The organism is Streptomyces sp. ISL-10 (assembly GCF_018614575.1).
Lineage (GTDB): Bacteria > Actinomycetota > Actinomycetes > Streptomycetales > Streptomycetaceae > Streptomyces.
This window is the reverse complement of sequence record NZ_JAGGOJ010000010.1, coordinates 191,043-209,912: the sequence shown is the minus strand read 5'-3', so window position 1 is coordinate 209,912 and position 18,870 is coordinate 191,043. Positions and strand designations below refer to the sequence as shown.

Annotated in this window: 21 protein-coding genes, 2 pseudogenes and 1 riboswitch; of the genes and pseudogenes, 11 read left to right on the top strand and 12 right to left on the bottom strand. The window is 68.4% G+C overall.

The annotated features are described in order from the left end of the window. Positions 1 to 18: 18 nt before the first annotated feature. The 3 genes from J7E88_RS11410 (at position 19) to J7E88_RS11400 (ending at position 1,830) form a co-directional block, all read left to right on the top strand. Positions 19 to 564 carry a CchlQ gene (locus tag J7E88_RS11410; RefSeq protein ID WP_215179750.1) on the top strand — a complete coding sequence of 182 codons (546 nt, stop codon included), beginning with the start codon at positions 19 to 21 and terminating at the stop codon, positions 562 to 564. Between the two features lie 300 nt (positions 565 to 864). Further along, positions 865 to 1,200, top strand: a complete 336-nt coding sequence (locus J7E88_RS11405; protein WP_215179749.1) for a hypothetical protein — start codon at positions 865 to 867, stop codon at positions 1,198 to 1,200. Between the two features lie 243 nt (positions 1,201 to 1,443). Further along, positions 1,444 to 1,830, top strand: coding sequence for a hypothetical protein (locus tag J7E88_RS11400; RefSeq protein ID WP_215179748.1), 387 nt, complete (start codon positions 1,444 to 1,446; stop codon positions 1,828 to 1,830). Between the two features lie 208 nt (positions 1,831 to 2,038). Then, positions 2,039 to 2,206, top strand: a riboswitch (TPP riboswitch). Between the two features lie 152 nt (positions 2,207 to 2,358). On the opposite strand, the gene J7E88_RS11395 is transcribed toward J7E88_RS11400, so the two are convergent. The 4 genes from J7E88_RS11395 to J7E88_RS11380 form a co-directional block, all read right to left on the bottom strand. Beyond that, positions 2,359 to 2,577, bottom strand: a complete 219-nt coding sequence (locus J7E88_RS11395; RefSeq protein WP_215179746.1) for a hypothetical protein — start codon at positions 2,575 to 2,577, stop codon at positions 2,359 to 2,361. Positions 2,578 to 2,687: 110 nt separating this feature from the next. Further along, positions 2,688 to 3,734: an aromatic acid exporter family protein gene (locus tag J7E88_RS11390; RefSeq protein WP_308307469.1), complete on the bottom strand. Its 1,047-nt coding sequence runs from the start codon at positions 3,732 to 3,734 to the stop codon at positions 2,688 to 2,690. A 261-nt stretch (positions 3,735 to 3,995) separates the two neighbouring features. Continuing rightward, positions 3,996 to 4,787: an SDR family oxidoreductase gene (locus J7E88_RS11385; RefSeq protein ID WP_215179742.1), complete on the bottom strand. Its 792-nt coding sequence runs from the start codon at positions 4,785 to 4,787 to the stop codon at positions 3,996 to 3,998. A 318-nt stretch (positions 4,788 to 5,105) separates the two neighbouring features. Then, positions 5,106 to 5,480 (bottom strand): VOC family protein, encoded by a 375-nt coding sequence (locus J7E88_RS11380; RefSeq protein WP_215179740.1) that lies wholly within the window; start codon positions 5,478 to 5,480, stop codon positions 5,106 to 5,108. Between J7E88_RS11380 and J7E88_RS11375 the strand changes: the two genes are divergently transcribed. Continuing rightward, entirely contained in the window at positions 5,479 to 5,616 is a 138-nt protein-coding gene (locus J7E88_RS11375; RefSeq protein WP_215179738.1) for a hypothetical protein, read from the top strand. The genes J7E88_RS11380 and J7E88_RS11375 overlap by 2 nt on opposite strands. Before the next feature lie 24 nt (positions 5,617 to 5,640). On the opposite strand, the gene J7E88_RS11370 is transcribed toward J7E88_RS11375, so the two are convergent. Continuing rightward, complete coding sequence (locus tag J7E88_RS11370) at positions 5,641 to 5,997, bottom strand: DUF4180 domain-containing protein (RefSeq protein ID WP_215179736.1); 357 nt, start codon at positions 5,995 to 5,997, stop codon at positions 5,641 to 5,643. Between the two features lie 72 nt (positions 5,998 to 6,069). Between J7E88_RS11370 and J7E88_RS11365 the strand changes: the two genes are divergently transcribed. Then, a complete protein-coding gene (locus J7E88_RS11365; RefSeq protein ID WP_215179735.1) occupies positions 6,070 to 6,870 on the top strand; it encodes an inositol monophosphatase family protein in 801 nt (266 codons plus the stop codon). A 269-nt stretch (positions 6,871 to 7,139) separates the two neighbouring features. Here J7E88_RS11365 and J7E88_RS11360 read toward each other — a convergent pair whose 3' ends face one another. Both J7E88_RS11360 and J7E88_RS11355 read right to left on the bottom strand, forming a co-directional pair. Continuing rightward, positions 7,140 to 7,502 carry a hypothetical protein gene (locus J7E88_RS11360; protein ID WP_251022453.1) on the bottom strand — a complete coding sequence of 121 codons (363 nt, stop codon included), beginning with the start codon at positions 7,500 to 7,502 and terminating at the stop codon, positions 7,140 to 7,142. A gap of 266 nt (positions 7,503 to 7,768) precedes the next feature. Further along, positions 7,769 to 8,218, bottom strand: coding sequence for a nuclear transport factor 2 family protein (locus J7E88_RS11355; RefSeq protein ID WP_215179733.1), 450 nt, complete (start codon positions 8,216 to 8,218; stop codon positions 7,769 to 7,771). A 93-nt stretch (positions 8,219 to 8,311) separates the two neighbouring features. Here J7E88_RS11355 and J7E88_RS11350 point away from each other — a divergent pair, with 93 nt between their 5' ends. Further along, positions 8,312 to 8,881, top strand: coding sequence for a PadR family transcriptional regulator (locus J7E88_RS11350; RefSeq protein WP_215179731.1), 570 nt, complete (start codon positions 8,312 to 8,314; stop codon positions 8,879 to 8,881). Next, on the top strand, positions 8,868 to 9,686 hold the full coding sequence (locus J7E88_RS11345; protein ID WP_215179729.1) for an SGNH/GDSL hydrolase family protein: 819 nt from the start codon (positions 8,868 to 8,870) through the stop codon (positions 9,684 to 9,686). Before J7E88_RS11350 ends, J7E88_RS11345 begins: the two co-directional genes overlap by 14 nt. 133 nt (positions 9,687 to 9,819) lie before the next feature. Here J7E88_RS11345 and J7E88_RS11340 read toward each other — a convergent pair whose 3' ends face one another. Continuing rightward, positions 9,820 to 10,182 (bottom strand): signal peptidase I, encoded by a 363-nt coding sequence (locus tag J7E88_RS11340; RefSeq protein ID WP_215179727.1) that lies wholly within the window; start codon positions 10,180 to 10,182, stop codon positions 9,820 to 9,822. A gap of 19 nt (positions 10,183 to 10,201) precedes the next feature. Here J7E88_RS11340 and J7E88_RS37390 point away from each other — a divergent pair. Beyond that, a pseudogene (locus J7E88_RS37390) lies at positions 10,202 to 10,286 on the top strand (IS5/IS1182 family transposase); the annotation flags it as partial. Between the two features lie 279 nt (positions 10,287 to 10,565). Continuing rightward, a pseudogene (locus J7E88_RS11335) lies at positions 10,566 to 11,069 on the top strand (transposase family protein); the annotation flags it as partial. Positions 11,070 to 11,112: 43 nt separating this feature from the next. Here J7E88_RS11335 and J7E88_RS11330 read toward each other — a convergent pair. Next, positions 11,113 to 11,952 carry a tyrosinase family protein gene (locus J7E88_RS11330; RefSeq protein WP_215179726.1) on the bottom strand — a complete coding sequence of 280 codons (840 nt, stop codon included), beginning with the start codon at positions 11,950 to 11,952 and terminating at the stop codon, positions 11,113 to 11,115. Between the two features lie 24 nt (positions 11,953 to 11,976). Then, on the bottom strand, positions 11,977 to 12,381 hold the full coding sequence (locus J7E88_RS11325; protein ID WP_251022452.1) for a tyrosinase cofactor: 405 nt from the start codon (positions 12,379 to 12,381) through the stop codon (positions 11,977 to 11,979). A 585-nt stretch (positions 12,382 to 12,966) separates the two neighbouring features. Between J7E88_RS11325 and J7E88_RS11320 the strand changes: the two genes are divergently transcribed. After that, a complete protein-coding gene (locus tag J7E88_RS11320; RefSeq protein WP_215179725.1) occupies positions 12,967 to 13,395 on the top strand; it encodes a subtilase-type protease inhibitor in 429 nt (142 codons plus the stop codon). An 852-nt stretch (positions 13,396 to 14,247) separates the two neighbouring features. Further along, positions 14,248 to 15,360, top strand: a complete 1,113-nt coding sequence (locus tag J7E88_RS11315) for an ABC transporter substrate-binding protein (RefSeq protein ID WP_215179724.1) — start codon at positions 14,248 to 14,250, stop codon at positions 15,358 to 15,360. 552 nt (positions 15,361 to 15,912) lie between these two features. On the opposite strand, the gene J7E88_RS11310 is transcribed toward J7E88_RS11315, so the two are convergent. Both J7E88_RS11310 and J7E88_RS11305 read right to left on the bottom strand, forming a co-directional pair. Beyond that, on the bottom strand, positions 15,913 to 17,409 hold the full coding sequence (locus J7E88_RS11310) for an IMP dehydrogenase (protein WP_215179723.1): 1,497 nt from the start codon (positions 17,407 to 17,409) through the stop codon (positions 15,913 to 15,915). Positions 17,410 to 18,318: 909 nt separating this feature from the next. After that, complete coding sequence (locus tag J7E88_RS11305; protein WP_215179722.1) at positions 18,319 to 18,864, bottom strand: GNAT family N-acetyltransferase; 546 nt, start codon at positions 18,862 to 18,864, stop codon at positions 18,319 to 18,321. Positions 18,865 to 18,870 lie beyond the last annotated feature (6 nt).

Here is an 18,870-nt window from a genome sequence, read left to right as displayed (position 1 = left end):
CTGGGGGAGGGGAGAGGTGTGGACTGGGGGACGTTGGTCGCCACACTCGGCGGTGCCGCGGTCGCGATGTCCGGCACCGTCCTGGCCGATCGACTGCGCACGCGGCACGAGGACGATCGCGGCCTGGCCGCGCGACGGCGCGAGGTGTACATCGAGTTCATCGCTGCCGTCGGCACCGCCCACAGTCGGCTGCGCCGACTCGCACAAGGCCTGGACACCGCTGCCGACCTGGAGGCCGACAGTCGCGCGGCTCTGATGGACGCCGGAGTGCACGAGGTACGGGAACGACTGTTCATCGACGCGAGCGCACAGGTCGCGGGAGCGGCCCAAACACTGTTCGAGCAACTGCGCGCACTGCGCGGCGCCGTCGCCGCGGGAGCGGCCTGGTCCTCTGCCGAGGTTCACAACGCCTACCACCCGTACCTCGCGGCGGTGTGGGCCTACCGGGCCGCGGTTCGCGCCGAGTTGGAGGGCGGCTCTCTCTCGCCCGCCGACTTCGGCTGGTCCGCCTGGGACGGCAGGGAACGCTGCTCCTTGTGCCGGCAACCGGTATCCGCCGGCTGAACCGGGACCGCCGAAGCCACGCCGAGCACCGGGTTGTCGGCGAGGAAGTCGGTCTCGGGGACCCGACCCAGCAGGAATGCGGAAGTCATCTGAGAATCCGGCGGGTACGCGGCGTCAGGGCCGTGGTGGCGTCGGACATGCGCCCCGACCTGTCCGCCGCTGTTCCCCCGCCTGTCGGTTCATCTCTCTTGTGACGAGATGCCATAGAGGGCATTCGGGTGGCAAAGGAGGTATACCGCAACCGCAGTTGGCCGCCGCGTTGTCCTCCCACCCAGTTGACCGACAACTGAGGAGGCACCCATGACCGGACACGCATTTCCCCACACCGCGGCGCCGCAGCCGGTGTTCGACCCCTACCGCTTCCCCGGCGCCGTCATCGACGACCACTCCCAGACGACGCACACGCCCCACGGCACCCCGGAGCCGGGCGACTTCTTTTTGCCCGCCCCGGACGCCTGTCGGCGCGTCCCCATGCCGCTGGAGCCGGAGGACCGTCGCCGTCTGGACCTGCACGCCGCGCTCACCATGGCCGGCATCGCTCCGCTGCCGGGTGACCTCGACGCCATCGACGCCCTGTGCACGCTGGACGACTCCATCCACACCGCACTGCGGCGGTGGATCGCCCGCACCGTGTGAGCCGCGCGCGGCCGCGAACGCCGCGGCCGGCGCCGCGGGGGCGTGCTCGTTCGCGGACGCCGACGTGGTGACACCGCGGGTTCCCGTCCCCTCCCTGTCCGGGACGTGTCCCGGACAGGGAAGAGGCTCCCGAACGGCAACGGACGCATGCAACGGTGTCCCGGCGTCGCCACGCCACGGCCCCCGAGCGGTGGACGGAACGGCGCAGCCACACGTCCAGCAGGCGACCAGGAGGCAACCACCATGTCCGATATCCCGACGGCCCGGTTCCGCATCACCGCGGCGGCGCTCGCCATGTCGGCCGCTGCGGTCACGCTCAACGCGGCGGCCGTGACCACGGCCGCCGCGGCCACCGCGGGCCGGTGCAGTCAGGCGGCCCCCACCCGCGCCGACAACCCGTACACCACGACCCACACCGCCCTGCGGGACGCCTCGCCGCGTATGGGCCCTTACGGCGAGTGCTACCGCCTGAAGACGTACGCGCAGGGCGCGACCGTCGAGGTGAGGTGCTTCATCGTCAACGAGTACGGCAACACGTGGTCCTACGTGCCCGGGGCCGGCTGGGTATGGGACGAACACCTGTCGGGCAACGGCTCGCCGCAGGCTGCCTGTTCTGATCCGACACCGTAGGGCCCGCCCGGCGTGCAAAGCCCCCGAGCGGGCCCGTCCGCCGTTCCCGGATGCGCTTCGTACGCGGCTGATCGCATGCTGTCAGCGCCAGTGCATTGCATCCCGGGCAAGGCGATGAGGCAGGGCATGAGACCTGGGTTGGAGGCAAAAAATCACGCTTCGACGGCTTTTGTCGGGCGCGGTGAGGGGTATTCTGTTATCAGACCCGCGGAACGAGCGAGGGAGTTCGACCGGAGTAGCCGACTTTGGCGGAGTGATTCCGCCGGGGCCGACGTCGACGGTCGGGCTGAGAGGTCTGAAGGTCGGGGAGACCCGAAGACGACCCCCATTACCTGATCCGGACAATGCCGGCGCAGGGAGCCCGTTTCGTGGGTCGCTTCCGTGCTGTCTGCGCCCCGGTGAAGCGCCGCTTTTGGTGCCGCATGAAGGGCCGCTGTCGTGTCGCGGTGGGGCGACCCGCGGTGAAGTGACCCGCGGTGAGGCGACCAGGCGACAGTGATCACGGGCCCAAGCGATCATGCAGTCCAGTCACGGGGTCCAGTGGTACTTCCCGCCGCCCACCCACCTCACCACTGCCGGGTCGTCGAGGTCCACAGGCTTCACCCCCGCCTCGTGCGCCAGCTGGATCACGTCCAGCATGTCGTGCGCGATGCCCGCCGGCTCGCCGTACAGCTGGACAACCCGGAACGGCGGGTCGCCGGGAATGACGCCGGTGACGACGATCGGGGTACCCACGTGGTTGCTCACACTCCCAGCCTGCCGTGTCACCCGGACTGACGCACACCCCGATCCGCCACCCGCGCGGCCGGCTACGGCCCGGCCCAACCGGCGCGACGGGGGAATGGGGGCGCAAGCCGTCAGTCCCGCTCGTTTCGCGGCTCGAGCGCGGACAGCAACTGCTGCGTCTCGGCGACGAGCCCGCCCAGAGAGGTCGCCGTCTCACTGTCGTGGGTCAGCACCTGGGACTTCAATCGGCGGTGGGCCCGCCAGGCCTCGGCCGACAGCCTGCCGCGCTCAGCCGGTGGGCCGGTCACGCCGCGGGCGCTCTGCGCCGGCAGCCGCTCCGGCAGGCAGAGGTCGGCCGCATGGTGCAGTACCTCGCTCAGCTGCTCGAGTGCGGAACCGGGCGGCGGGCGCAGGGACGGCTGTCCGCCCGCTGCCTCGACGAGCAGCCGTGTCAGGGAGATCACGTGGTGCACGACCCGGTCCCAGGCGCTGTCCAGGTCCTGCGACGGCAGGGCGGGCCCGTTCCGACGCAGGCGGTGGCCGGGGTTGAACCGGTAGCTCTCCTGCGTCCAGTCGCGCGCGTTGTGCAGGCCGGTGACGATGTCCGAGAGTCGGCGGGCGCGGTCGTGCCAGGTCTCCGCGTCCGAGCGGTCGTAGCCGCTCGCCATGCCCGACGCCATGGTGTGCAGCAGTGACGCGCTCTCCCGGGGCAGCCGCTCCAGCCGCTCGCGGACGTCGCGCAGGTGGACCGGGGGCAGTACGAGGGCGTTCACTCCGATCCCGATCAGGGCGCCGACGAGGGTCTCCAGAAGTCGGTGTCCGACGTCGGCGTACGAAGAGGAGCCGTAGGCAAGGACGAACAGGGCGGTGGTCGGAGCGTAGATGCCCTGCTGTCCGAAGCGGGCCCAGTTGCCCAGCAGCACGGTTACGGGCAGAACGAGCACCATGGCCGCCATGGTGTTCCCCGTGAACGCGGCTGCTGTCGCGGCGAGCACGGTGCCGATGGCGATGACGGCCATCTGCTGCAGGCCCGACAGGACGGAGCGGTAGACCGTGCTCTGCACCAGCGCCACCGCGGCCCACGGGGCCATCAGCGCCATCGGCGCGTCCCACCACCATCCGGTGAGCGCCCAGGCCAGTACGGCGGCCCCGGCGGCCTTGAGCGACTGTACGGCCACATCTCTCTCCGGCCCTGGGCCATGCAGCGCCCGGCTCGCTGAGCGGCCGACCGCCGCAGCCTCCCGGGACAGGCGACGCCACCAGAGCAAAGTCCCTCCCTCTCACCTGTGCCGTATCCCGCCGCGTTGCGCCGCCTGGTCCCCAGGGGCTCGCACAGTCCACGGCGGGTCCCCCAGGACCAGGGGGCACAACAACGCCGTCTGTGGCAGCAGGAACGTGACGGCCCTGCCGGCAGCGGGGCCGAGTCTCATATGAGGATGTCAGCGGCCGCGACGGGACTCCGCCATGCGCCGATGGCCGGCGGCCTTCAACCGGTCGCTGAGGACGCGGTTGGCGACGCCCTGAGCCTTGGTCTTCAGCGACCCCGCCACCAGCTTGGGCCTGCCGGCCATGAGTGCGTCGTACCCCTGCTCGGCGACCTGGGCCGGGTCGTCCTTCCTGGCGCGCCCGACCTTCGTGTCCAGCATCTCCGCGCGCCTGAAGAAGTTCGTCTCCGTGGGGCCGGGCATCAGGGAGGTCACTGTCACGGCGCTGTCCTTCAATTCGTTCTGCAGGGCTTGGGCGAAGGACTGCAGGAAGGACTTGGACGCGTTGTAGACCGACTGGAACGAGCCGGGCGTCGTCGCAGCGATGGACGAGGTGATGAGTACGCGTCCCCGGTCACGGGCGACCATGCCGGGCAGGACGCGTTTGGCGAGGTGCACGGTCGACGCGATGTTGAGGTCGATGATGCGGGCCTCATCGGCGAGGTCGGTTTCCAGGAACGCTCCGCCCTGCCCCACTCCCGCGTTGAGCACCAGAGCGTCCACGGGCCGCCTCGCGGCAGAGAGCCCGCCCCACAGGGTCTCCACTCCGTCGTACGTGGCGAGGTCCACCCGCACCGTACGGACATCGGTCCCGTATTCACGAAGAGTGACGGCGGCGGAGTCGACAGCGGCGTCCTCGGCGGCGATCACCAGGTCGTAGCCGTGCTGTGCGAATTGCTTGGCCAGTTCGAAGCCGATGCCGCTGGAAGCACCGGTGACGACTGCCAGGGGGTTGGTTCCGTTCATACCGCTGCGGCTACCCCGATCTCCGGACGGTACCTGCCCTGTCGGCCGATTCCGGGTACGGCGCGTTCGCCCCCCGACGCCACGGGCACGCGGAGGTGTGTACGCCGACCCGAGACACGGCAAGGACCGCGGGAACAAGGCGGAGGCAAAGGCCGCGGGACACTGCCCGAGCGACAGCCCTATCACCCCTGACACGCACAGTCCGACACTTCCGACACACAGGAGCAGACCGGTTCACCGCGGAACGTCAGGCAGGGCGCGACGGCCTCGTCGGGGTGGGGCGATGACGACGGTGGGCCTGAGACACTGCCCGGTCCTTCACGTCGCCCGCTCCGCCGCACTGCGCTCCACGCAGAACTCATTGCCTTCCGGATCCGCCAGCGTCACCCAGCCCCGTCCGTCCGGGACGCGGTGGTCGCCCACCAGCGTCGCGCCGAGTGCCAGCAGGCGGTCCACCTCCTCGTCACGGGTGCGGTCCTGCGGCTGGAGATCCAGATGGACCCGGTTCTTGGCTGCCTTCCGCTCGGGAACGGTCACGAACAACAGCGTCCCGCCAGCCCCGGCGACCAGCACTTCCTCGTCACCCGGCTTGTCGTCCTCGTGGACCGTGCCGTCGAGCACCTCGGCCCAGAAGGCGCCCAGTTGGTAGGCGTCGGCGCTGTCGACCGTGATGTGTCGTACCAGAGATCCCATGTCCGCAGGCTACGTGGCGGCGTTCGCCGGGCGCGACGAATTTCCCAACGCCGCGCACGAGCCGGTCGTGGTGATCTGCCGCCGCACCTTCACCCCGGGTCCGCAGCATGGCGCCCGGTTCTCCGGCCGGCGATGAAGCCCCGGATCAGGCTCGCCTGTGTCAGAGCCGCTCCCGCAGCTCCTCGATGCCGGCCAGAAACCACGTCTGCCGGCCGCGGTTGCACTCACGCACGAAGTCCTGCAGGGCAGAACTGGCCGCCGTATGCCGGGAGATGTCGCCGAGAACCGCCAGTCCCACACGGTAGTTGACGAACTTCTGGATGATGTCGCCGGCGACGCGCGTGCGCAGACGGAAGAACGCCTCGTCGAATCGTTCCGCGGGGATGGCGACCCACTGGACACCCTGGTACGCGGCATTTCCGACGAGATCCAGGACGTCAAGTTCGCTGCGAATCGTCTCGCCCTCGGAGGCGCACATCAGGACGGGAACGTCATGGATCTTCTCCAGGGTGGTCATGGCAGCCAAGGCTAGTGCCATGTCCCCATAGACTCACCGGAGTTGCAGCCTCGGCCCGATACTCTTCACGGCATGATCAACTCACACGCGAGCTCTGACGATGCTGAGGTGGCGATAGCCGGGGCACGTGCCGGCGCGGACGTGGTGCGCAGCATGTACGGTCAGCGGCTCACCCGCATCGAGAAGGGTGATGGCGGGGACTTCGCGACTGCCGCCGATGTGGAGGCCGAGAAGGCGATCCTCGGCGTCATCCGTGCTGCTCGGCCCGATGATGCGGTGCTCGGCGAGGAGGGCGGGCAGCAGGGTGCGGTCGGCGCTGTGCGTCAGTGGTTGGTCGACCCCTTGTGCGGCACGCTGAACTACGCCGCCGGCAACATGCCGGTGGCCGTCAACGTGGCGCTGCGCGACGGGGCGGCGGCGGTGGCCGACCCCTTCAGCGGCGAGGTCTTCTTCACCGGTGGTGAGACCGCCTGGGTACGGCACGACGGGGTCGATGCGCAGCTGATGCCCACGCCTGCCACCCGGCTGGTGGACGTCAACCTGGATCCGCCGTTCCCCAGCGCGCCCGGATTCCGGGCCGTGGACCTGCTGGCTCACCCGGGGTTCATCGAGCGGTTCCGGCCGCGGGTCGTGTCGTCGACGTTGGCATTGGCCTGGGTCGCGGCCGGCAAGCGGGCGGGATACCTCACTGATGGCGGTGACCTCTCCGGGAGCGTGCATTTCGCAGCCGGGATCGCTCTGTGCCGGGCTGCCGGCTGCGTGGTCACCGGGATCGACGGCGCCCCGCTCGGGCAGACAGGCCGCGGGCTTGTGGTAGCCGCAGACGCCGCGACCCACGGACTGCTGATGTCGATGATCCGCAGCCAGGACTGATGCTGTGACCGCACAGGTTTCGCCGGGTGGGTCAGGCCCCGGCAGGGTCCAGGCAACGTGAAGGGCGCGATCCGGACCCATGGCGACTTCGACCGGATGGTCGCCGGCACGGGAAGCGGCCAGGTTCGAGCACGAGGACATGGTGGGTGCGCGGCGCGATTTGCGTACACCGCCGGCTGACGCCGCCCCGACCCGGGGTCGACCGAAGGGCGTACGAGCCCTGGCCGGCATCCATTGCGTCCAGGGCTGCGGCAATAGGCGTTCGCGTCTCACAACGCGATCGGCCGGTATTTCAGCGCCTCGTCGACGATCCGCTCCGCAGGGGCGTTGTGCAGTTCGTCCGACGGCCAGAAGATCATGTCGCTGACCGCGGGATGGAGCACGTTCACTTCGAGCAGCCTCATGTAATAGTCCCCGTCCGGGGACATGTCCAGGATTCTGCGAACGACCTCGACGAGCTCCTTGCGGGTGACGTCCACGACCCTGGGGTGGGCCGGCCGGGCCGCCTCCCGGGCGAAGTCCTCAAGATTCCTGCTGCTGTCGTACTCGGCGAAGCAGAGAGCGTCGAGTGGTGGCCCGTTGCCGCGTTGAAGGCCGCGATCGCTTCGTGCGCCGTCTCGGGTTCGGTGCACAGCAGGCCGGCGATCTGGGTGATCTCGGCGCACACTTCCTCCAGCCGTTGCGAGCTCACGGGCGGGGGCAGCAGTTCGGGTCTCAAGTCCACAGCCGGGATCATGTCCTCGGGCACGGACAGCCCCCGAGCGTGGGCCCGGCGAGTGCCGGCAGCATCAATGCCGCCGGTCGGCGCCGGGCCACGCCGGGTCCGGAACGAGCCGTGTGGGCCGGGCTCGACCGAACCCCGAACCCCGTCCCCCTACGCGGTCGACTCGGCCCGCCTCTACGCCGATTGCTGCCCTGCGGGGCCGGCGGGCGCCGGGACCAGGCCGTCGTCGATCAGGCCGGCGAGGACCGCCTCGCCCAAGGCGTGGACGGCCGACTGCGGGCGGACCATGACCGTGAACTCCTTGATCCGGCCGTCGCTGTGGAGGTGCAGCAGGTCGATGCCGTGGATCTGCTTGCCGTTGACGGTGGCCCGGAACAGGAGCACCTCCGAGGGAGAGGCGGTGCCGTCGGCGCTCGTCTCGGCAGTGCCGTCGAAACGGCCGACGTAGCGGAATTCCTCGAAGGTGCGCAGCAGGACCCCGAAGAGGCCCAGGACCATGGGCCTGCCCTCGAAGGGGGTGAACTTCACGGGGCTGTAAAGGCGGATGTCGTCGGTGAACAAGTCCTCCAGGGCTGTGAGATCACGGCTTTCGACGGCGGCGCGGAAGCGTTCTGCTGCGGTCATGACGTCCCCTCCATACTCATGAATATGACTAGTCAGATTTATGAGTATCATGAAGGTGTTCGTGGACGGACGCAAGGAGGAGGAAGCGACCCGATGGCGTTGCGGCACGCGGTTCTGGCGGCACTGCTCGACGAGGAGCTGAGCGGGTACCAGCTGGTCAAGGCTTTCGACCTCGGTGTGGCCAACTTCTGGCACGCCCAGCCCCAGCAGGTGTACGCCGAGCTGACCCGGCTGGAGAAGGACGGACTGATCACGGGCCGTGAAGTGGTCCAGGACACCCGGCCCAACAAGCGTCTGTTCAAGGTCACCGACGCCGGCCTGGCCGAGCTGGACCACTTCACCGGCACCGCCGCCAAGCCCTCGTTCCTGCGCGACGACCTCGTCGTCAAAGTGCAGGCCGCCGACCACGTCGACACACTGACGCTGATCGATCAGCTCACCGAACGCGCCGCCATGGCACAGGCCAAGGTCGAGTTGTTCACCAAGCTGCTGCACGCCATGCGGGGAGAGCACACCGAAGAGGAGTTCCTGCGCCACGGCGAGCGCATCGGCCCCTACCTGACATGCCTGCGCGGCCTCGCCTTCGAGCGGGGCAACCATGACTGGTGCGTACGTACGGTCACCATCCTGCGGGGGAGAGAAGGCAACCATGTCCGGCGATGAGCCGCACGGCGCGCCCCGCGCCGGCCTGCCCTGCGCCGACCTGCGCTATGTCGCTCTTGGCGACAGTCAGACGGAGGGTCTCGGTGACGGCGACGACACCGTCGGACTGCGCGGATGGGCCGACCGGCTCGCCGAACACCTCGCAGAGCACGACGCCGGTCTGAGATACGCCAATCTGGGCGTACGAGGACGCCTGGCCCGCCAGGTCCGCGCCGAGCAGCTCGCTCCCGCCCTTGCGCTGCGCGCCGACCTGGCCACCGTGGTCGCCGGGGTCAACGACCTGCTGCGGCCGCGGTTCGACGCCGATGAGGTCGCGGGCCACGTCGAGTCGATGTTCGCCGCGCTCACCGCGCAGGGAGCCCGCGTCGCCACCCTCACCTTCCCCGACATCGCGCGTATCACCCCGCTTGCCCGGCCGTTGAGTTCCCGCGTCACGGCTCTGAACGTCCGCATCCGCCAAGCGGCCCGACGCCACGGCGTGATCGTCGCCGAGACCAGCCGTCATCCCGTGGTCACCGACCCCCGCCTGTGGAGCCCGGACCGACTCCACGCCGGCCCGCTGGGCCACCAGCGGATCGCTGCCGCCATGGCCCACGCCCTCGCCCTGCCCGGCAGCGACGACACGTGGACACACCCCCTGCCCCCTCCCGAAACCCCCTGGCCCACCGGATGGAACGCCATCACCGCCGAACTGAACTGGGCCGCCACCTTCCTCGGCCCCTGGCTGGGCAGACGCCTGCGCGGTCGCTCAACGGGCGACGCCCGCACGGCCAAACGCCCACACCTGCTGCCCGTACGGAACTGAGGGCAGCGCGGGTGTCGCGGGGCGGAACAAGCTGGGCCCTTAACGGAAACTGAGCAACTGAACTGCTCGGACGGATCCGATTCGTCCCGTGCGGGTGGTCGCGGGAAGGGGAAGCGACCTCCAGGTCCCGTGCCTACGGCGTCGCGTAGCCGGGTACGGACGGCCACCGAACGGTCAGCACGACCGATTCCTCTTCCGCACACCATGAGTGGCCGACACCGCGTCCCCAGACAACGTAATCACCTTGCTCTTTCAGCAGCACGCTCCGACCGGGAAGTTCGACCCTGAAGCGCCCGCTGACGAGGACGAGAAGAGCCGTTCTGACTTCGCCGTTCACCCAGTGCATGCGCTCGTCACCGCGCGGGTGGACGCCCCACTTGATCTCAATGTCCGTACTGTGCCGGGGGTCGTCGGCACTCTTGAAGTGCCCGAGGAGCCATCCCCGGTCCAGTGCGGCGTCCTTTCCCGCATTGCCCACATACACGCTGTCGCTCACGCCCTCAGACGCTAGCAGCCGCGCTGTGTTGGACCGGCTCGGCCAACGGCCAGCTCGACTGGTCGCGGTGCGCGATCGACTCGATCAGTGTCCGGGCGGTCAAAAGGTCGGTGTAGCGCGTCTCCACATCAGAGCTCCTCAGCGAGCCGGACGGCCCCGAGGAGTACCTCTCCGAGGACTAGGAAGAGCAGACTTTCGCCGAGCTGAGCCGTCCGGCCCAGGAGCTGAAAGAGATCGACCCTGCAGCCTTCAAGGGCTACGCAGGGTTCCTCTGGCCGGAGCTCCTCGACCGGTGGCTCTTTTGACCGCAGCTCGGTAGAGCTACAGCCCAGGCACCCGCGGCGCGGGGGGAACACGGGGGCGATCACGGGGATGATCTTCGTGTGAGGGCTGCGATCACGGCACCGGAGCCGTTCAGGATTGCGCAGTACTCTGGGCTGAGCCCGAAGCAGTTCGGAACTGATCACTGCGCTGCGACGGGGAGGCGCAGACCCGGTCCGCAAGGGGCGTTTGGGGAGTCTGCCCTTGGAGGACCGAGTCCTGCTGGTCGCCGCATACTGGCGGACGAACCTGACGTTGCGGCAGCTGGCACCACTGTTCGGGATCTCGAAGTCGGCCGCCGACCGCATCGTGAGGCAGCTCGCGCCCTCGCTCGCGCTGCATCCCCGCAGTCGGGTCCGCAAGGACACTGTGCTAGTGGTGGACCGCATCCTGGTACCTACCCGCGACCACAGCATCGCGGAGCAGACCAAGAACTACCGCTGCTCGACCAACCACCGTCATCGACGCTGACTCACGCCTCGTCGTTTCCGTCAGCCGTCCTGTGCCCGGCAAACCGCAACGACTCCAAGGCATGGGAACTGTCGGGAGCCAAGAACTGGGTCGGCACGGCGAGTTCCGCCACCACGGACCAGACACGGCCGCCCCGCATCACGGCACGCGACTGGGCTCCGTGTCGAACGTGTAGAACCGGGTGTGGTCCAGCATGTCGCGCGGCGTGACGTCGTTCCAGGGGCGCATCGTGGAGTCCAGGTCCACCACGTTCACGGTCGGGGTGTCGGGCAGATAGCGTGAGGCGGGATGCCGTGTCTGCCAGTCGGCCCACAGCTTGTCTATGAAGGCGTGGTGGAGCCAGAACACGGGATCGTTCGGGGACGCGCCCGTTGCCATGTGGCCTCCCACCCATACGTGCACGCGGTTGTGCAGGTTCACGCCGCGCCAGCCCTCGAGGAGATTGCGAAAGCTCCAGGAGGTGCTGTTCCACGGCGGTGCGTCGTAGGTCTCCACCGACAGAACCGCCTCGATGTCCGCGCGGGTGGGCAATGACCTTCCGCCGCCGCCCAGGGCACGCCGGAGGAAGGGGCGGGTGTCCACCTGGGTGTCGATGGACCAGTCCCCGGTCAGGTTCGCGAACGGTCCGCTCATCACCTGGCCGTCGCGACTGCGTCCGTTGCCGCCCAGGAAGTCGGAGCCCCACAGGGAGGAATCGGGCGTACGGTCCCTGCTCCAGTCCCAATAGGGCAGGGTCACGGACGGGACGACTCGTTGCAGTTCCCGCTCGAATTCGAGCAGAAACTTCCTGTGCCAGGGCAGAAAGGACGGAGACCGGTGGCCCACCCGTTCTCCCTGGTCCGTATCACTCATGATGAATTCGTTGTGGGTGCGCACGAAGTCGTCGTAGCGCCCGCTGCGTTTGACCCCGAGGAGGGCGTCGACGAAGTCGCGCCTCTCCGTGGACGTGAGCGTGGACTGGTCTTTTCGCACTGCCATGTCAGTTGCTCCTTTCCGCAACGCTCACGAATGCTCCGGGCTGGGCACGAGGTCGGCGCCGGCGAGATTGTCGACCGCCGACCGTGCAAGGGCCCGCGGCGTCGCAAAGACCTCGTAGTGATCGATGAGACTGACCCACGTCCCGTCCCCGTTCTGCATGACGTGCAGTTCGGTCCCGTCGATCAGAACGCGGTAGCCGCCCCCGGTCCCGTGATGCCCGTGATCAGTAGGCCATCCCTGGATGTGCCTGCCCTTGTAGGTCTCGTCGAACGGCTCGCCGGCCGTGCTGCCGGTCCGGCTCGCGCCGCCCTCCCCCTTCCCGGTCGCCCGGTCGAACTCCTTCTGGTGCACGGTTGCGGTTGTCCCGGCGACGGCCAGCGCCGCCAGCGCGGCAGTTCCGCCTCGAAGAAATCGACGACGAGTACGCAATGGCCTTCCTTCCTGCCATGGGGCCCGACCGGCCCGCGTTCGGCACCGACTGCCCCGAATCGGATCGACGTTGCCGACGGATTCCGTGAGACCCGATGAACAGGCAGAGATCCGGACAACAGATGCATGAAGGAGCAACTTCAGAGCGATGGAGATCTTCCTGCCCGCCCTCGGCAGCAGACCACCCGCGCAGGAATTCCCCTGTCATTCAGGGGACTTGGGCAAAGGATTTTCACCCGCCGACGACACCACCTGCCGCACGTGACACGACAGCTTGACGCAAACCCGTGTCCGAGAAATTTTGATGCCGTTTCAACGACTCCTCTCCCCAGCCACTGAAAAGGCGTCATCTCGGTCGAGGAGTGACGGCTCATTGACAGGCATAAAGCCGGCCCGCTCTTCGGGAGCCGATGCAGACGAATCGGCATCAAACCTGCATCCCTACCATTTCGATACCCTGGATCATGCCCCTTTTCGGCCCACTTGCCCTCCTCGCCGGTGTCCGAAGTGGGGGGCACGGATGTGCCGTTCTCCCGGCCCCGAGCAACGCTGAAGGGGTTCTGCAGTCCACAGGAGGAGACTTCGATGCGTCACTCATCTTTCAAGATCACCTGCATGGCGGGGGTCGCCGCGTGCGTCGTCGGCCTGACCGCCGGCTCGGCCGCAGCGAGCACGCCCGAGAGCATGTACGCCCCGTCCGCCCTGGTGTTGACAACCGGTCAGGGCGACAGCGCGTCCACCGCCACCGTCGAACGGGCCGTCACATTGGATTGCATGCCGACCGCGCAGGGAACCCATCCGAGCGCCGCGGCGGCATGCGCGGATCTTGAACGCGCCCACGGCCAGCCCGCCCTCACGCTGAAGGAGCAGTCGGACCGCGTCTGCCCGAAGATCTACGCTCCTGTCACCGTCACCGCCGACGGCGTCTGGGAGGGCCGCCGGGTCTCCTATGAACGGACGTTCTCCAACAGCTGTGTGGCACAGTCCCAGGTCACCGACCTGTTCGACTTCTGACACCCGGCAGCGGCACCACACCCGGACGGTGGTCCGGCCCATGCGGGCCGGACCACCGTCCCCGCATCCGCCCGGCGACCGGCCCGGCGCATCCCGCGAGCCGTCGCCAGGGCAGACAAACTGTCGTTCAGCGCGGCTCATCGGCTTCCTTCGCCCAGACCATGCCACGGGCACAGATGCCACAGTGTCGGCCCGCAAGCGCTCAACCGGGGAGAACGCAGGACGGATCGCGATGCCCTGGAAACGGCCAATCGCATAGCCCGTACCTACGGGATCACGATGTCCGGGCGTACGCCCCCGAGCGGCAATTCCTGGTCAGGACAGCGAGCCGCGGTACGACGCTCCGCCCGTCACCACCAGCTGGTGCGCCTGCGATGGGGACTTGCTGGCCGGCCCCTGGTCGGCCTGCTGTGACTCGACGAGTGGCTGGACATCGGCCCGGCCCCGGAGCTGCGGCGGGGCTCGCCTTCTCGGCGATCACCCACGCTTCTTGGACCGCCGGTGGCCGGTGAAGGCGTGGATGGTCCTGACGGGCAGCGGCGAGTTCGCGAAGAACCCGCAGGGCCGATACTTCGTCGACCAGGCCCATCACGTCTTCTATCCCCGGGTCTCGGCCCCTGCTGATCCTGGGTGTGACATCGGCCTCGGGGATCAATGGAAGGTTTCTTGAAGCCTGGCAGCTCAGCGATCAAATAATCGGTTGCCTGTCGGTGATGGTGTGGATGCAATGTCCGGCATGGTCAGCCGGGTGCGCCCGCCACGGTGGCATGAGATGAACGCGTACTACCGGGCCTTGCCACTCTGCGGTCCGGGCCAACTGCAACCGAATCGTCGCACGGGAGACGCCAACGCATGAATACGCCGCCACTGCCACCTGGAGCGGAGCGGACTGACGGATCATCCGTCCAGATCGGCGCTCTCGTTCCGCTGACTCGGCCTGGCTGGGTCGAGGCTGGCCAACACTTGCTCGCTGGACTCGAACTGGCCGTTCGCGAAGTCAATGACGCCGGCGGGATCGTCGGAAGACCACTCGAGCTGGTGGTCCGAGACACCGCGGCTGATCCACAGAGGGCCGCGGCGGCCGTAGACGAATTGGCTCGCCTGGGCGTGGCTGCCCTGGCGGGGGAGTATCACAGCGTCGTCGCTCGCGCCGCTGCCGCCAGGGCCGACGCCCTCGGCCTGCCGTTCCTCTGCTCCTCAGCGGTTCTCGACGCGCTCACCGAACAGCCGACGGAATGGGTCGCGCGCCTCGCCCCGGCGCAGTCCCACGGCTGGCAGATCTACGCAGACTTCCTCCTCAGCGCGGGCCATGGTCGAGTCGCCGTAGCAGCCGAGTCGAGTGTCTACTGGGCAGCGGGGGCCCGCATTCTGCGGGACCACCTCGCTCCACGCGGCGGCACCGTCATCGAACTCGACATGCGCGCGCTCGCCCCCGCGGCCGTGTGCGACGAACTCGTCGACAATCGCGCTACTGCCCTCCTTCTTCTGGTCGGCCACCCGGAGCCGGCAGTGTCGATCGTCAAGGCTGTCCGGCGCGACCAGCGCCTCGCCGAGATCATGATTGGTGCCCCGGCCGGGCAACCGGAGTTCCCCGAATGGGCGACGTTGCTGGGCGACGACAGCGCCGCGATCCCGTTCTTGCGCTATCTGCCCGAGCGCCTCAGCCCACTCGGCGCACGAGTCGAGACAGCCCTTCGCGAGCGGCTGGCCGAAGCGCCCTCCTTCGTCGCCTTCGAGGGCTACGACACGGTTGCCGTCCTCGCCGATGTGCTGCGTTCTCACGGCGCGGACCGGGCGCGCATTGCCGAATCGTGGCCGCGCGTTGCAGTCGAAGGCACCCGCGGGCGGATCCAGTTCTCCCGCACGCCAGGCATCGGCGTGTGGCAATGGGCTTGGACGCCAGTCCAAGTCGTTGATCGAGATCCGGCGGAACCCGATCGCTTTCGGATCCTTCACGCCAGTTGAGAGAGCACGGAGGCCCGACTGCCCAGACCTGTCCGAACTCGAGGCTGTCTAACCTGTCTACGTGTCAATACGGGCCCTCAGCTTCGCGGCGGGGCAGGGGGACGACGCCGGGGCGTCGTCCCCCTGCCGCGGTTCCGGGAGGGGTGCCTGGCCCGCGCAGCTGAACATGCTCAGCTCGCGGCGGAGCCGCTGAAGCTTGTCGTCCTTGGCAGCAAGGACGGACAAGAGGAGCTGGTGACGCGGCCGCCGGGCCTGGCAGCCATTTCGACAGACAGTGTTCGCCGCAGGCGGCGGGGGGTGCACCGGCTCGTCGGGGATCGGCTCCAGTGCCATGCGGCGTCCGGCGGGCGAGGCCACCCACTGCCGCAGTCAGGTCATCGCCCGGTTTGATACGAAGCCGGGGAACTGCCCGAACAACGGCTGTCGGGGCCGGTGTCGGTGAGCTGTTCGGCCAGGGCGATCACCCGGGTGACTCCTCACTGGCGGGAGGTTTATTCCGACCGTGCACTATTCCCCTCCCACCAGTAGTCCTCGATGGGCCTCGGCGGCTGGTCAGGAGACCGTCGCCGGGGTGTCCCGCAGGGTGACGTTGGCATGGCTCTCCTGGAAGCTCTGGTCCGAAACGAGGGTCAGCCGGGCCGTGGACTGGAACTCTGGCAGGGTGGCGGAACCGCAGGAGACCATCGTGGTCTTGAGCTTGGCGACGGTCAGGGCGAGCCCTTCGTTGAGATCGCCTGCGTAGGGGACGTAGCCGTCCACGCCTTCCTCGAAGACCAGCCCCTGACCGCCCTGACCGTAGCGCTGCCAGTTACGGGCACGGTTCGAGCCCTCGCCCCAGTACTCCTTCACGAAGCCGTCACGGGTGGGCAGTTTCGCGCCGGCCGCTTGGTCGAATCGCGCGAAGTAACGCCCCATCATGACGAAGTCCGCCCCCATCGCCAGCGCCAGAGCGACGTGGTAGTCGTGCACCAGCCCGCCGTTGGAACAGATCGGCACATACTCGCCGGTGCGCTCGCGAAAGGCATCCCGTGCCGCCGCAACATCCAGCACAGCGCTGGCCTGGCCGCGGCCGATGCCCTTCTGGTCGCGAGTGATGCAGATGGAACCGCCGCCCACACCGACCTTGACGAAGTCCGCCCCCGCCTCGGCGAGGAAGGTGAACGCCTCACCGTCGACCACGTTGCCACCACCGACCGGGATCTCGGGATAGTGCTTCTTCACCCAGGTCAGGGCCTGTGCTTGCCAGTCGCTGTAGCCGTCGGACGAGTCGAAGCACAGCGCGTCCACACCCGCCTCCACCAGGGCCGGGATGCGCTCCTGGTAGTCATGGGTGTTGACACCCGCGCCCACGCGCAGGCGCTTGGCGGCGTCCACGACCTGGTTCGGGAATCGCTTGTTGTCCGTGTAGTCGGATCGGAACACCAGATGCTGCAGGTTGCCCTCGCCGTCCAGCACCGGGAGGCAGTCCAGCCGTTCGTCCCACAGCCGGGCGTTGGCCTCGGAAAGCGTGGTGTCAGGCCCTGCATGGGGCACGTCGGCGATGGCGGTCATCCGCCCGCCGACCGGTTCGGTCAGGTCGTGGCGTTGAGGGTGGAAGTCGCGGGAGGTCACCAGGCCGAGCAGGCGGCCGGTGGCGGTCCCGTCGTGGGTGACAGCAGCGGTGCTGTGACCTGTGCGGCGCATGATGTCGACCAGGAGACCCAGGCTGTCGTCAGGCCGGACGTTCGTGTCGCTGGTGACGAATCCGGCCTTGAAGTTCTTCACTTGGCAGACCGCTGTGATCTGGTCCTGGATCGACTGGTTGTGGTGAAGGAAGCTCAGACCGCCGTTGCGAGCGAGCGCGATCGCGAGTTCCGGTGTGCTGACGGCCTGCATGATCGCGGACGTGAACGGGGAGTGCAGCTCGATCGCCGACGGCTCACCCACGATGTGCCGCACCAGCGGCGTGCGCAGCTCGACCGTCGCGGGCGAGCAGTCGGTCCGGGTCCGGTTCGGCAAGAGCAGAAACTCGTTGAACGTCCGTGAGACCTCGGTGATGATCTGCGCCACTCGTTCCTCCTGACCAGTCGGCGGGGCCCGACTGCTCCGCCGTGAAGATCGCCCCCGGTGTCCCAGGGCCAGGCAGGCAGAGGTCAGCACGGCAGCCGTGGAGGTGCCACAAACTGCGGCAGAGCCCTGACCGGCCCGTGGATCGAACGGGGTGCGGTCGTGACCTGGCACCTTATCGATTGCCCAGCCGCTGCACGAATCGTGCCCCTCATCGGCATTCATCGCCTCCTGGAGGTTCCTTCAGGTCCTCGGCTCGTGCGGCGAGGTAGTCGGTCCAAGACCCGCAGACCCGTAGACCCGCTGGCCCGTTGGTTCCGGTTGCAGGGGCGGGTCCGTCCGCAGACCGAACAGATCACCTCGGGGCCGCGGTAGCAGCCGTCGCAGAGGCGGCTCCGGTCTTTTCACAGCTCACGCAGGTGTGCGGCCCTCGGGACGGCTGGCCGCGATGCGTTCGTTCTCGCGCCCGCAGCGGGCACATGTCGCCCGGCGGCGTCGCAGGAGGCGCAGAGACGTCCCTCGGGACGGAGTTGGCGCAGGTCGCTTCGCACCTTCCTGTAGTGGGCAACCGGGACGGACCACGGGGTGCCCAGAGTCGTGCAGGACTTCAGTGGGTTGCAGCAGAACCGGGGGACAGAGCGAGCTGCCCGAGGCCAACGCGTCGGGGTGGGCGGCCAGGTGTCCGGCCAGTTCCTCCAGGAAGCGGGCCGCCCCTCGGACGGGGATCGGCACCGCGGTTCGCCAGCGCGGCCTCCGCCTCCTGTGGGCCGAGTGATGGCAGAGCCTGGATGAGGTGGCCGACGGCGGCGGTCGTCGCGGCATCCATGCTTCTGGTGCAGCAGCCGGTTGCGGTACTCGTCCGAGACGCCTAATGGTGGAGTCGGGTATGGGTACTCACGGATACCCCTGTGATCAGAGGGGATCGAGGAGCATCAGGACCTCGTCCCGGGTGTCGTCGGATGCGAGGCGGAGGGCCCCGGGCCAGCGACCGACCTCACGCCATCCGAGCCGGCTGTAAAAATCCTCCAGCCCCTCGTTTCCCCGGGCTGCGAGACGGAGCTGTTCGAGCCCGAGTTCGTCGCGGGCGATCTTCCGCAGCTCCTGCATGAGAATGGAGCCGACGCCGCGCCCGCGGGATTCGGGGTGGGTCTGAAGGTGGTTGACCGTGCCCCAGTGCCCGACGAGCCGGTAGGGATCGCGATGGAGGACGACCCATCCGGCAAGAGCGTCGTCGAATCTGGCGGTGATGAGGCGGCTGTGTTGCGGATGCAGACGGCCGAGGAGCTTGTCCATGACTGGCGCGACCTCGTCGTCTTGGACGGGTGGGAAAGGGAATCCGGCGGCGCCGCCCGAGTTGGTGACCGCGATCCAACAGTCGATCAGTTCGCGTCGGAGTTCGGGAGTGACCGCGTGGGTGTTGGTGATCTGGGCCAGGTCGGGTCTGCTTTCACGCGTCATGAGAAG

Bases quoted from the DNA above. Each gene is read 5' to 3' on its own strand.
- J7E88_RS11405 (WP_215179749.1), top strand. From the start codon at position 865: ATGACCGGACACGCATTTCCCCACACCGCGGCGCCGCAGCCGGTGTTC.
- J7E88_RS11400 (WP_215179748.1), top strand. From the start codon at position 1,444: ATGTCCGATATCCCGACGGCCCGGTTCCGCATCACCGCGGCGGCGCTC.
- J7E88_RS11385 (WP_215179742.1), bottom strand. From the start codon at position 4,787: ATGAACGGAACCAACCCCCTGGCAGTCGTCACCGGTGCTTCCAGCGGC.
- J7E88_RS11375 (WP_215179738.1), top strand. From the start codon at position 5,479: ATGTCCGCAGGCTACGTGGCGGCGTTCGCCGGGCGCGACGAATTTCCC.
- J7E88_RS11380 (WP_215179740.1), bottom strand. From the start codon at position 5,480: ATGGGATCTCTGGTACGACACATCACGGTCGACAGCGCCGACGCCTAC.
- J7E88_RS11370 (WP_215179736.1), bottom strand. From the start codon at position 5,997: ATGACCACCCTGGAGAAGATCCATGACGTTCCCGTCCTGATGTGCGCC.
- J7E88_RS11365 (WP_215179735.1), top strand. From the start codon at position 6,070: ATGATCAACTCACACGCGAGCTCTGACGATGCTGAGGTGGCGATAGCC.
- J7E88_RS11355 (WP_215179733.1), bottom strand. From the start codon at position 8,218: ATGACCGCAGCAGAACGCTTCCGCGCCGCCGTCGAAAGCCGTGATCTC.
- J7E88_RS11350 (WP_215179731.1), top strand. From the start codon at position 8,312: ATGGCGTTGCGGCACGCGGTTCTGGCGGCACTGCTCGACGAGGAGCTG.
- J7E88_RS11345 (WP_215179729.1), top strand. From the start codon at position 8,868: ATGTCCGGCGATGAGCCGCACGGCGCGCCCCGCGCCGGCCTGCCCTGC.
- J7E88_RS11330 (WP_215179726.1), bottom strand. From the start codon at position 11,952: ATGGCAGTGCGAAAAGACCAGTCCACGCTCACGTCCACGGAGAGGCGC.
- J7E88_RS11320 (WP_215179725.1), top strand. From the start codon at position 12,967: ATGCGTCACTCATCTTTCAAGATCACCTGCATGGCGGGGGTCGCCGCG.
- J7E88_RS11315 (WP_215179724.1), top strand. From the start codon at position 14,248: ATGAATACGCCGCCACTGCCACCTGGAGCGGAGCGGACTGACGGATCA.
- J7E88_RS11305 (WP_215179722.1), bottom strand. From the start codon at position 18,864: ATGACGCGTGAAAGCAGACCCGACCTGGCCCAGATCACCAACACCCAC.